Origin of the sequence: Halosegnis marinus, from assembly GCF_029338355.1 — an archaeon.
GTDB classification, from domain to species: domain Archaea; phylum Halobacteriota; class Halobacteria; order Halobacteriales; family Haloarculaceae; genus Halosegnis; species Halosegnis marinus.
Genome location: NZ_CP119802.1, coordinates 332,874 through 345,133 on the forward strand (window position 1 = coordinate 332,874; position 12,260 = coordinate 345,133).

Sequence of the window (12,260 nt, forward strand, 5' to 3'; positions counted from 1 at the left end):
TCGGCGTAAATGGCCTCCTTCGGCCGTTTTCTGACGAAGCGCGTCCTGCAGGGGCTCGGTGTCGTCCTCGGGGTCATCACCGTGCTGTTCGTGTTGCGCTACATCACGCCCGGCAACCCCGTGGACGTCATCGCGCCGCTGGACGCGGGCCCGGAGACGCGGAGACGCATCGCGGAGAACCTCGGGCTCGACCAGCCGCTGTACGTCCAGTACTTCGACTACATCGTTTCGCTGTTGCAGGGGGACATGGGCTACTCGTACCGGTCGCGCACGGCCGTCGCGCCGCGCGTGTTCGCGAAGCTCCCGGCGACGCTCGAACTCGCGGTCGCCTCGACGCTCGTCGCCGTGGTCATCTCGATTCCCCTCGGCGTCGTGAGCGCGACGCGCCGCCACGAGTTCCCAGACTACGTCGCGACGCTGTTCTCGCTGCTGGGCATCTCGACGCCGAACTTCTGGCTCGGCGTGATGCTCGTCGTCCTGCTCGCGGTGCAGTTCCAGGTGTTCCCGACCAGCTCCCGGCCGGTCGGGTTCCTCGAAACGGTCGGGAACCTCGTCGTGGTGAGCGGGCCGGAGCAGGGGTGGGCCCTGCCGCTGAACGTCGACGGCTTCGTCGCCGACGCGCGGAACTGGCTGTTCCACCTGTTCCTGCCGGCGGTGACCCTCGGGACGTACTTCACGGCGCTCATCACCCGCCTCACCCGCTCCGGGATGCTCGACCAGCTGGGACAGGGGTACGTGCAGGCGGCCCGCGCGAAGGGCCTGCCGGAGACGCTGGTGCGCTACCGCCACGCGCTCCGGAACACGCTCATCCCCGTCATCACCGTCGTGGGGCTCCAACTGGGGACGCTCATCGGCGGCGCGGTCATCACGGAGGCCGTCTTCGACTGGCCGGGGCTCGGCTCGCTGGTCATCGACGCCATCAACAACCGCGACTGGCCGCTCATCCAGGGCAGCCTCGTCGTCATCGGCAGCGGCTTCGTGTTCGTGAACATCGTCGTCGACGCGCTGTACGCGCGGCTCAATCCGCAGGTGATGGAGTAGATGCCCCTGCTCGACGACCTGTTCGGGGCCGTGTGGAACGCGGTGAAGGGGAGCGTCTCCCCCCGGACGGTACGGAACCTCAAGTCGGAACTGCGCTCCAGCGCGCTGGCGAAGGTCGGTATCGTCCTGCTCGTCGTCGTCATCCTGACGGCGACGTTCGCGCCGCTGGTCGCGCCGTGGAACCCGACGGACCAGAACAGTTCGAACGCGCGACAGCCGCCGCTGGGCTTCTCGCGCGCCGAGACGGAGGTCCGGCCCGGGCCGGACGGCGGTATCGTCAACGAGACGGTGTTCGTGAACGCCACCGTCGCGCACCCGCTCGGCACCGACGGGCTGGGCCGCGACATGCTCTCGCGGGTCGTTTACGGGGCGCGCACGTCCCTGCTCGTCGGCCTGCTCGGCACCCTGCTGGCGATGGCTATCGGCGTCCCCGTCGGGATGGTGTCCGGCTACTACAAGGGCCGGGTGGACGACGCGCTGATGCGGGTCGCGGACGTGAGTCTCGCGTTCCCGTCGCTCGTCCTCGCCATCGCGCTGGTCGGCCTGTTCGGCCAGGCCGCGGTGTCGATACCGGACCCGTTCGTCGCGCTCGGTATCTCGGAGGCGTTCCGGAGCCTGCTCTCCCTCCCGGGGGGACTCACCTACCCGACCGGGATGCCAGATACGTTCACCCTGCCGGGGACGGTCATCGTCGTCGTCGGCATCGTGAACTGGGTGTGGTTCGCCCGCGTCGCGCGCGGCGAGGCGCTCGGCGTCCGCGAGCAGGAGTACGTGAAGGCCGCCCGCTCGCTCGGCGGGTCGGACCCCTTCATCATCCGGAAACACGTCCTCCCGAACAGCCTCACGCCCATCCTCGTGCTCGGGACGATACAGGTGGCAGCCATCGTCCTGCTGGAGAGCGCGCTGTCGTTCCTCGGCTTCTCGGGCACCACGCTGTCGTGGGGCTTCGACATCTCGCAGGGGCGGCAGTACCAGACGACGGCGTGGTGGATCGCCGCCATGCCGGGGCTGGCCATCGTCTTCACCGTCATCGGCATCAACCTCGTCGGGGACTGGCTCCGTGACGCGCTCGACCCCGGTATCGAGGGCGAGGGGGGTGGCGTATGAGCCGTGACACCCTCCGCGTCGAGGACCTCTCGACGCGCTTCTTCACCGGCGAGGGGCAGGTCAACGCCGTCGAGTCCGTCTCCTTCGACGTGCGGGAGGGGGAGATACTCGGCATCGTCGGCGAGTCCGGTTCCGGCAAGTCGGTGACGGCACTGTCGCTCATCGACCTCGTCGAGTCGCCCGGTCGGATCACGTCCGGGCAGGTGTGGCTCCGCAAGCCGGAGCTCGCCGAGGAGTACCCCGAGGCCGCGGGTGTCCCGGAAAGCGATGCGACCGGGGACTCTGCGGGCGAGCGGAGCGGGTCCGCCGGCGAGTTCGTGGACCTTCGGGAGCTGCCGAAATCCGTGCGCGCCTCGCTGCGCGGCCCGACGTTCAGCATGATATTCCAGGACCCGATGAGCAGTTTCAACCCCTCGCTCACGGTCGGCGAGCAGATCGCCGAGGCCGTCGAGGTCCAGCGGCGGGCGACCGCGAACCCGCGCTCGACCCGCTCGCGGACGCAGGGGTACGGGCTGGCCTCGTATCTCGTGGACGGGCTGGTGCCCGGCCGCGACTACACGAACGAGGAGAGCCACGAGCGCGCCGTCGAACTGCTCGAACAGGTCGGAATCCCCGACCCCGAGGAGCGCGCCGACGAGTACCCCCACGAGTTCTCCGGCGGGATGCTCCAGCGCGCGATGATCGCACAGGCGCTCGCCGGCGAGCCGGACGTACTCGTCGCTGACGAGCCGACTACGGCGCTCGACGTGACCATCCAGGCGCAGATACTCGAACTGCTGCGCGAGATACAGGCCGAGCGCGACATGTCCATCGTGCTCATCACCCACGATCTCGGCGTCATCGCGCGGATGTGCGACCGCGTCGCCGTGATGTACGCCGGCGAGATCGTCGAGCGGGGCACGCTCGCGGACGTGTTCGACGACCCGATCCACCCGTACACGCAGGGGCTCATCGGGTCGATACCGGACCTCGACGACCCGGCGCCGCGGCTCCAGCCAATCGAGGGGAACGTCCCCAGCCTGCTGGACGAGGAGATGGGGCCGGGGTGTTACTTCGCGCCCCGCTGTCCGAAGGCGATGGAGTCGTGTCTCGACCCGCAGCCCGAGCGCAAGGCCGGCGGCGAGGAACACGCCGCCCGGTGTGTCCTCGTGGACGGGGAGTACGACGAGTCCGAGGCGGTCGGGGAGGCCCGCGCCGCGGAGGTGACCGACGATGACTGACCCGATACTCGAAGTGGAGGGACTGCGCAAGTACTACGTCGAGAACGACACGCTCGTGGACCGCCTGTTCAGGCGCGAGCCGGAGAGCGTGAAGGCCGTGGACGGGGTCAGCTTCGCCGTCGAGGAGGGCGAGACGCTCGGACTCGTCGGCGAGTCCGGCTGCGGGAAGTCGACCACCGGCGAGACCCTGCTCGCCCTCGAGGAGGCGACCGACGGCGAGGTCCGCTTCGACGGACAGCGCGTCTTCGAGATGAGCGACGCCGAGCGCGACGCGTTCCGCCGGCGCGCGCAGGTCGTCTTCCAGGACCCCTTCTCCAGTCTCGACCCCCGGCTCACCGCGGGCGAGGTGGTCGCGGAGCCGCTGCTCATCCACGACCGCCCGGCGAGCGACCCCGCGGTCGAGTGCCGGACCGACGTGACGCTCGACGGGCTGGCGCCCGAGGCGGTGACGGTCGCGGCCGCGGACGACATCGACCGCGTCGTCGAGGCGACCGGCACGGGCGACGACCGCGAGGCCGTCGCGCACGTGACGGTCGCGGCCGTCCGGGGACCGGACGCGCGCGCCGACGGCGACGAACTGGACGACCCGACCGTCGAGTTCGTCGAGCGCGACGACGGCACCGCGCTCCGCGTCTCGGTCGAGGAGGACCTCCGGCTCCGGGTCGAGGACGGCGACACGCTCTCGGTGCGCGTCGTCGTCGGCCGGTCCGCGCGACAGCTCCGCCGCGAGCGCGCGATGGAGCTGTTGGAGCGGGTCGGCCTCTCCGCCGGCCAGGTGGACCGCTACCCCCACGAGTTCTCCGGGGGCCAGCGCCAGCGCATCGGCATCGCGCGGGCGCTCGCGCTCGAACCCGAGTTCGTCGTGCTCGACGAGCCGGTGAGCGCGCTCGACGTGTCCGTCCAGGCGCAGATACTCAATCTGCTCGACGACCTCCAGGAGGAGTTCGGGCTGACCTACCTCTTCATCGCCCACGACCTCTCCGTCGTCCGGCACATCTCCGACCGCGTCGCCGTGATGTACCTCGGGGAGATCGTCGAGTCCGGCCCGGTCGACGCCATCTTCGAGAACCCCCAGCACCCCTACACCGAGAAGCTCCTGGAGAGCGTCCCGCGCGCGGACACGAGCGAACGGGGGCGCCGCGTCGAGGCGCTCCAGGGCGACGTGCCCTCGCCGCGCAATCCGCCCGCCGGCTGTCGGTTCCACACGCGGTGTCCGTACGCCCGCGAGGCGTGCCGCGAGGAGGCGCCCGCGGGCTACGACGCCGGCGTCGAGGGGCAGTCCGCCGCCTGCTTCCGCGCGGTCGAGGGCCACCGGTACTGGGACTCCGAGCCCATCGAGGTGGCCGCGGGCCGCGACGACGCGTCCGCGTCGGCCGACGACTGAGCGCGACGGGAAGCGTTTTCCCGCGCGCCCGACTCCGAGTGCCCATGAGCGACGAGCACGCCGAGGACATCGACGCCGAGGCCACGGGCGCCCCCGCGTTCGCGGCCGGCGGCACGGCCGACGCGATACGCGAACACTGGGACGACCTGCTCGACGACATGGCCGCCACCGCGGCGGAGTTCCGCGAGGCCGGGTGGGACGTGCTCGAACTCCACCCCGGCGACGTGACGGTCGTCACGGAGCGCCAGCGCGGCTTCGACGTGCTCCTCCCGGACGACGAGTTCGAACGCCTCCACAAGTGGGTCGAGGCCGACGAGTTCCCCGACCACGACGTGTACCGCGCGGAGTCGGGAATCGCCTTCCTGCTCGTCGTCCTGAAGGATTCCGACGCCGAGCGCGCGGTGTGTTGTCCGCTCTACTACGGCGACGACGGCGCGGAGACGCTCCGCACCCTCGCCGCCGAGGACGGGGAACTGTGGACGCACCTGCGACGGCTCTCGAACGAGTACGTCCACGTGCGCCACGAGTACCCGGCGCCGTTCTTCGGCGCGGCCGAGTAACCCAGACAAGACTTATCACGCGCGTCGGACAGGGCCGCCGTATGCGCCCTCCCCTCGCGCTCGTCGCCCTCCTGACACTCGCGGCCGTCGCTCCATCGGTCGCCGTCGCCGGTCCCGCGGCACCGGCCGACGACGCCGCGATCGACACCGACGCCCCGAACGCGACCGTCTCTGACCTCTGGCGCGCACGTCCCGCGCTGTGGGACGACCTCGACAGCGTCGGGGCCGTCGAGCGCGCCCGCGCGGACGGCGCGGTCGCGGACGCGGACCCGGTCGTTCCCGGCGAGGTGCTCGTGGTCGCGCTCGACTCGCGCGCGCTGGTCGAGCGCCTCCGGAACCGCTCCGAGGCGACGACGACCGCGCGCTTCCTCGGCCTGCTGAACGACACCGACGCGGCCCTCTCGGTGGTGCAGCAGAACCCGCCGACGATGCGCCCGCCGAAGGCGTTCGTGCTCGACGCGAACGCGACGCGCGTGGTCGCGGGGAACGCGACGACGTACGTCGTGATACACACCGAGCGGGCGCAACTCCGGTGGAGCGGCGGCGACGGCGTTCCGACGCCGGAACTGCAACCCGGCGAGGTGTACGCGGCGCGCTTCCACACCGACGCCGAGGACCGGTACGTCTCCTTCGAGGGCGCGCCGACGGCCGCCTTCGTCGAGGCCGACGCGACGCTGGCGCGCTCGACCCCGGAGGACGCCGACTTCGGGTACACCGGGGAGGACTCGGTGCGCCTCGGCGCGTCCGGCGACTCGCTGGTCGTCCGGGCGACGACGGCCCCCGGAACGCGGGTGACGCTCCGGGTCGTCGGCGACCGGAACGGGTCGGCCCTGTTCGAGCGGACGGTCGAGGTCGGGAGTGACGGCCGAACCCGGGTACCCCTCCCGGCGGGCAGTGTGGCCGCGGGCAGGAACGTCACCGTGACGCTTCGTCCCCGCGGCTACGGGGCCGAGACCCGGGAGCTGCCCGGACGAACGGTCGAGGCGGCCGCGAGCATCGGCCCGGTCACGGTTCGCGACGGGGCCGTCCGCCTGCGCGAGACGCGCCTCGCCGCCGGCGGCTTCCTCGTGTTGACCGACGACTCGGGCGCGGTCGTCGCCGTCGAGCGCCACCGGCCCGGCGACCGGCTGGCGAGCCTGACGTTCCCCGAGGACGAGGTGGCCCCCGGGAGCGTCCTGACGCTCGTCGCGTACCGCGACACGGACGGGAACGGGACCTTCGACGCGGCCGACGGTCCGTACCGCGCGGACGGCGACACCGTGTCGACGACCGTCCGATACGGCACGGCGACACCGACCGCGACGCCCACCGCGACACCAACCGCAACGGCTACGCCGACGGCCACGACCACGACCACGGGGACGCGGACGGCGACGAACACCCCCGGCCAGCCGGGACTGGGCGCGACGGCCGCGGCGGCCGCGTTCGCGGCCGTGGCGCTGCTCGCCGGGCGGGAGCGCCGCTGAGTACGGAACTCGAAAGTCCGTTGCGAATATCGTAACACTTCGCCGCGCTTATTACGATGTACGAACTCGACTGGAGTAATGAGCGACGAGGCCACGGACGACCGCACCATCCTGCTCATCGGCTCCGGTCCCATCCAGATAGGCCAGGCGGCCGAGTTCGACTACTCCGGCGCACAGGCGTGCCGGGCGCTCCAGGAGGAGGGTGCCCGAGTCGTCCTCGTCAACTCCAACCCCGCGACCATCATGACCGACTCGGAGATGGCCGACAAGGTGTACGTCGAGCCCATCACCGTCGAGGCCATCTCGGAGATAATCGCGGCCGAGGAGCCGGACGGCGTCATCGCCGGGCTGGGCGGCCAGACGGGGCTGAACGTCACCGCCGAACTCGCGGAGGAGGGCGTGCTCGACGAGTACGACGTGGACATCATGGGCACCCCCCTCGACACCATCTACGCGACGGAGGACCGCGACCTGTTCCGCCAGCGGATGGAGAGCATCGGCGAGCCGGTGCCGGCCTCCACGACAATCACGCTCGACGAGGGCGAGGAGACGACGGACCTCACCGCGGAGGACCTCCGCGAGCGCGTGGACGAGGCCGTCGAGGCCGTCGGCGGGCTTCCCGTCATCTCGCGGACGACCTACACCCTCGGCGGGAGCGGGTCGGGCGTCGTCGACGACATCGACGAACTGTACGAGCGCGTCCGCAAGGGGCTGCGCCTCTCGCGCAACTCGGAGGTGCTCATCACCGAGTCCATCGAGGGCTGGGTGGAGCTGGAGTACGAGGTGATGCGCGACGCCGACGACTCGTGTATCATCATCTGCAACATGGAGAACATCGACCCGATGGGCATCCACACGGGCGAGTCCACGGTCGTCACGCCCTCGCAGGTCATCCCGGACGAGGGCCACCAGGCGATGCGCGACTCCGCGCTGAAGGTCATCCGTGAACTCGGCATCCAGGGCGGCTGTAACATCCAGCACGCGTGGCGCGACGACGGCACCCCCGGCGGCGAGTACCGCGTCGTCGAGGTGAACCCCCGCGTGTCGCGCTCCTCGGCGCTGGCCTCGAAGGCGACCGGCTACCCCATCGCCCGCGTCACGGCGAAGGTCGCGCTCGGCAAGCGCCTCCACGAGATAGACAACGAGATAACGGGCGAGACGACGGCGGCGTTCGAGCCGGCCATCGACTACGTGGTGACGAAGGTGCCGCGCTGGCCCGCCGACAAGTTCGGCGACGTGGACTTCGAACTCTCGACGGCGATGAAGTCCACCGGGGAGGCGATGGCCATCGGGCGCACCTTCGAGGAGTCGCTCCTCAAGGCGTTGCGCTCCTCAGAGTACGACCCCGCCGTGGACTTCACGACGGTCGACGACGAGGTGCTCGACGCGGAGTACCTCGAACGCCCGTCCCCGGACCGCCCGTACGCGATGTTCGAGGCGTTCGCGCGGGGCTACACCACCGAGGAGGTGGTCGAACTGACCGACATCCACGAGTGGTACGTCGAGCGGTTCGGCCGCGTCGCCGAGGCCGCCGAGGCCGCGATGGCCGGCGACACGGAGCCGGCGACCGAGGTCGGCTTCACGAACCAGGAGGTCACGGCGATGGCGGGCGGGGAGTTCAACGACACCCACGCCTCGTGGCTCCCGGCGACGCTCGACGTGGAAACGGGCGACGAGCCGGACGACGAGGTGGCCGTCGACGGCGGGGAAGTGGCCGTCGAGAACGTCGAGGAGACGGCCGTGGACCGCCGGTTCAAGCAGGTGGACACCTGCGCGGGCGAGTTCGCCGCCTCGACGCCGTACTACTACTCGGCGCGCGAACCGCTCTCGGACATCTCCCGCGACGAGGTGCAGGTGGACCGCGACGCCGAGAGCGTCGTCGTGGTCGGCGGCGGGCCCATCCGCATCGGGCAGGGCGTCGAGTTCGACTACTGTGCGGTCCACGCGGTGCGCGCGCTCCGCGAGGAGGGCATCGACGCCCACGTCGTCAACAACAACCCCGAGACGGTGTCGACGGACTACGACACCTCCGACGGGCTGTTCTTCGAGCCGGTCACCGCGGAGGAGGTCGCGGACGTGGTCGAGGCCGCGGACGCGGACGGCGTGATGGTGCAGTTCGGCGGGCAGACCTCCGTCAACGTCGGCGAGCCGCTCGAACGCGAACTCGACCGCCGCGGGCTCGACTGCGAGGTGATGGGCACCAGCGTCGAGGCGATGGACCTCGCGGAGGACCGCGACCGCTTCAACGTCCTGATGGACGAACTCGGCATCGCCCAGCCGGAGGGCGGCACCGCGACCTCGGAGGCCGAGGCGCTCGATCTCGCCGAGGAACTGGGCTATCCGGTGCTCGTGCGCCCGTCGTACGTGCTCGGCGGCCGCGCGATGGACGTGGTCTACTCCGACGAGGAGCTGAAGGAGTACATCGAGGAGGCGGTGCGTGTCTCGCCGGACAAGCCCATCCTCGTCGACGAGTTCCTCGCGGACGCGGTGGAGCTCGACGTGGACGCCGTGAGCGACGGCGATGACGTGCTCATCGGCGGCGTGATGGAACACGTCGAGAGCGCGGGCGTCCACTCCGGCGACTCCGCGTGTCTGATTCCGCCGCGCTCGCTCTCGACCGACACCCTCGAACGGGTCCGGGAGGTGACGGAGGAGATCGCGACCGCGCTCGACACCGTCGGCCTGCTGAACGTCCAGCTCGCCGTCCGCGAGGGCGAGGTGTACGTGCTGGAGGCGAACCCGCGCTCCTCGCGCACCGTCCCGTTCGTCTCGAAGGCGACCGGCGTCCCCATCGCGAAGCTCGCGGCGAAGGTGATGGCCGGCGCGTCGCTCTCGGAGCTACGGGTCCACGAGCAGGTGCCCGAGCACGTCTCCGTGAAGGAGGTCGTCCTCCCGTTCGACCGCCTGCCGGGCTCGGACCCGCGGCTCGGCCCGGAGATGAAGTCCACCGGCGAGGTGATGGGCACCGCACGCTCGTTCGGCAAGGCGTACCTCAAGGCGCAGGACGCGACGGGCAAGCCCATCCCGACCGGGGGTACGGCGGTCGTCGACCTCGAAACCCTGCGCGGGCTCTCCCAGAAGAACGAGGACCTCTCGGACATCGAGGAGGGCGTCGCACGCAACTTCGAGCTGACGGCCCCCGACGAGTACGACGACCTCACCGCGGCGGTCCGCGCGGGCGAGGTGGACCTCATTCTCTCGCGGGACCGCGACCTGCTCGAAGTCGCCGTCGAGGAGGAGATCACGTACTTCTCGACGGTGCCGAGCGCGCGCGCCGCGCTGGAGGCAATCGAGACGGCCGACGAGCCGCTCGACGTGCTCGCGCTCTCCGAGCGGCCGACCGAGCGGCGCGACTGGGGCGAATACTGAAGGCCGGTCCGGGCGCACCCGCCCCATGACCGACGTGCTCGACTGTTTTCCGGAGGTGGCCGACATCGACGACCCCGACCTGCGCGGGCGGGTCCGCGACTGCTGGGCGCTCGCGTGCGACGGGAGCGGCGTCTCGAACCTCGCGGCGGTCCCGTGGCTCCCGCCCGTCCAGCGCGACCTCGGTATCGACGACGAGACGCTCGTCGGCCACGTCCGGGACGTGGTCGCCGGCGCGCGCGGGCTGGCGGACGCGCTGGAAGCCTCGCGCGGCGCGGCCGTGGACCGCGACCTGCTCGTCGCGGGCGCGCTCGTCCACGACGTCTCGAAGCTCGCCGAGTTCGACGGGATGGGAGCGACGGACACCTACGACCTGCTCGGCCACCCCTACTACGGGGTTCACTACACCGCCGCCGCGGGGCTGCCGGTCGAGTACGCGCACATCGTCCTCTCGCACACGTCGCGCACGCGGGTCGAGCCGGCGTTCCTGGAGGCGGAGCTGATACGCCGCGCGGACGAGGTCGCCGCGGCGGCGATACGGCTCACCGCGGTCGACGACTTACGCGACGCCTGACGACAACGGGATACGTGGGGCGGTCCATCCCCCGGCAATGAGCGACACGGACGGGGAGGCGGCGGACGACGGCGCGGGCTACGGCAAGCGACAGCTCAGGCTGCTCGGTATCGGCTTCGCGCTGGCCGGGGTCGTCACCTTCGGGCTGGCGAACGCCGCGGAGCCGCAGGCGACGCTCGTGCCGCTGCTCGGCTTCGCGGGCATCGCGACGTTCGTGCTCGAACGCACGCAGGGGTACGTCTCCGGCGTCTCCTTCGGCCTGCTGGCGGGCAGCGTCGGCGTCGGCCTGTGGCCGGTCATCGGGGACCCGTCGCTCGGCTACGGCTACCTCGGGAGCGTGCTGGTCGGCGCGGGCGTCGTGAACGTGCTGTTCGCGCCGGTCGGCGAGTACTTCAGGAAACTGGGCCAGCGCGCGGCGGGCGGGAAGGACTAGTCGGCGGCGACCGGGTCCTCCTCGGCGAGCGCGACCACGTCGTCGAAGAAGTCGAGCGAGTCGTGCGGGCCGGGGTTCGCCTCGGGGTGGTACTGGCGGGTGATGATGCCGAGGTCGTCGCTCTCGAGCCCCTCGGGGGTGTCGTCGTTGACGTTCACCTGCGTCACGTCGAGCGGGCCGGGGTCGGAGACGGTGTAGCCGTGGTTCTGGGTCGTCATCACGACGCGCCCGGAGCGCAGGTCGCGGACCGGCTGATTGACGCCGCGGTGGCCGAACGCCATCTTCTCCGTCTCGCCGCCGAGCGCGCCCGCGATGACCTGCTGACCGAGGCAGATGCCGGCCATCGGCACCTCGCCCGCGAACTCCGCGGCGAGCGCGTTCGCGGCGACGAAGTTCTCCGGGTCGCCGGGGCCGTTCGAGACGAACAGCACGTCCGGGTCGAGCGCGCGCACCTCGTCGGCCGTGGCGTCGTACGGGAGCACGTCCACGACGGCGTCGCGCTCGACGAGCGACTCCACGATGGAGCCCTTCGCGCCGCAGTCGACGAGCGCGACGTGGACGCCGTCGCCGTCGGCGTTGTGTGTGTGGGCCGCGTCCACGGACACCTGCGCGCCGATGTCGGTGTGTTCGCTCATCCCCTTACAGCCCGACAGCTCCTCCTTCGCGGCCTCGGGGGTGGCCTCCGGGCCGGCGGCGATGCCGCACTTCATCGCGCCGCGCTCGCGGATGCCGGTGACGAGGTCGCGGGTGTCGAGGTGGTCGACCGCGGGCACGCCCTCCTCGGTGAGCCACTCGGCCACGTCCTCCGTGAGTTCGCGCGCGACGGCGGCCCGGGGGTGGACCCGGTCGGACTCGAAGCGTTCCTCGCGGACGCCGTAGTTGCCGATGAGCGGGTACGAGAACGTGAGCACCTGCTCCTCGTAGCTCGGGTCGGTGAGCGACTCCTCGTAGCCCGTGTACGCCGTCGTGAAGACGAGTTCCCCGCGTGCGCGACCGGGGGCACGGGTGCGCGCCTCCACGACGCGGCCGGTTTCGAGCGCGACGTAGGCCGGTGTCATTACGAGTCTCGTATTCGTGGACGCTCCTTAACGGTTCGGTTCGAAGTCAGG

Annotated in this window: 10 protein-coding genes; 9 read left to right on the forward strand and 1 reads right to left on the reverse strand. The window is 71.1% G+C overall.

The genetic code is table 11. The features are described from left to right. Nucleotides 1-9: 9 nt before the first annotated feature. From P2T37_RS01930 to P2T37_RS01970, 9 genes are all read left to right on the forward strand, one after another. The gene (locus P2T37_RS01930) at nucleotides 10-1,041 is read left to right on the forward strand and encodes an ABC transporter permease (protein WP_276235061.1); all 1,032 of its coding nucleotides are present in this window, start codon (nucleotides 10-12) and stop codon (nucleotides 1,039-1,041) included. Further along, complete coding sequence (locus P2T37_RS01935) at nucleotides 1,042-2,148, forward strand: ABC transporter permease (protein ID WP_276235062.1); 1,107 nt, start codon at nucleotides 1,042-1,044, stop codon at nucleotides 2,146-2,148. Then, nucleotides 2,145-3,368 (forward strand): ABC transporter ATP-binding protein, encoded by a 1,224-nt coding sequence (locus P2T37_RS01940; protein WP_276235063.1) that lies wholly within the window; start codon nucleotides 2,145-2,147, stop codon nucleotides 3,366-3,368. Before P2T37_RS01935 ends, P2T37_RS01940 begins: the two co-directional genes overlap by 4 nt. After that, nucleotides 3,361-4,752 (forward strand): ABC transporter ATP-binding protein, encoded by a 1,392-nt coding sequence (locus P2T37_RS01945; protein ID WP_276235064.1) that lies wholly within the window; start codon nucleotides 3,361-3,363, stop codon nucleotides 4,750-4,752. The genes P2T37_RS01940 and P2T37_RS01945 overlap by 8 nt, the downstream gene beginning before the upstream one ends. A 44-nt stretch (nucleotides 4,753-4,796) precedes the next feature. Beyond that, complete coding sequence (locus tag P2T37_RS01950) at nucleotides 4,797-5,312, forward strand: DUF7529 family protein (RefSeq protein ID WP_276235065.1); 516 nt, start codon at nucleotides 4,797-4,799, stop codon at nucleotides 5,310-5,312. A gap of 41 nt (nucleotides 5,313-5,353) precedes the next feature. Further along, nucleotides 5,354-6,778: a DUF7282 domain-containing protein gene (locus P2T37_RS01955; protein ID WP_276235066.1), complete on the forward strand. Its 1,425-nt coding sequence runs from the start codon at nucleotides 5,354-5,356 to the stop codon at nucleotides 6,776-6,778. 78 nt (nucleotides 6,779-6,856) lie between these two features. Further along, the gene (carB, locus tag P2T37_RS01960) at nucleotides 6,857-10,147 is read left to right on the forward strand and encodes a carbamoyl-phosphate synthase large subunit (RefSeq protein WP_276235067.1); all 3,291 of its coding nucleotides are present in this window, start codon (nucleotides 6,857-6,859) and stop codon (nucleotides 10,145-10,147) included. Nucleotides 10,148-10,172: 25 nt separating this feature from the next. Further along, nucleotides 10,173-10,718: an HD domain-containing protein gene (locus tag P2T37_RS01965; RefSeq protein ID WP_276235068.1), complete on the forward strand. Its 546-nt coding sequence runs from the start codon at nucleotides 10,173-10,175 to the stop codon at nucleotides 10,716-10,718. Nucleotides 10,719-10,755: 37 nt separating this feature from the next. Further along, nucleotides 10,756-11,151, forward strand: a complete 396-nt coding sequence (locus P2T37_RS01970; RefSeq protein WP_276235069.1) for a hypothetical protein — start codon at nucleotides 10,756-10,758, stop codon at nucleotides 11,149-11,151. Here P2T37_RS01970 and carA read toward each other — a convergent pair. After that, nucleotides 11,148-12,209, reverse strand: a complete 1,062-nt coding sequence (gene carA / locus P2T37_RS01975) for a glutamine-hydrolyzing carbamoyl-phosphate synthase small subunit (protein WP_276235070.1) — start codon at nucleotides 12,207-12,209, stop codon at nucleotides 11,148-11,150. The genes P2T37_RS01970 and carA overlap by 4 nt on opposite strands. Nucleotides 12,210-12,260: the final 51 nt, after the last annotated feature.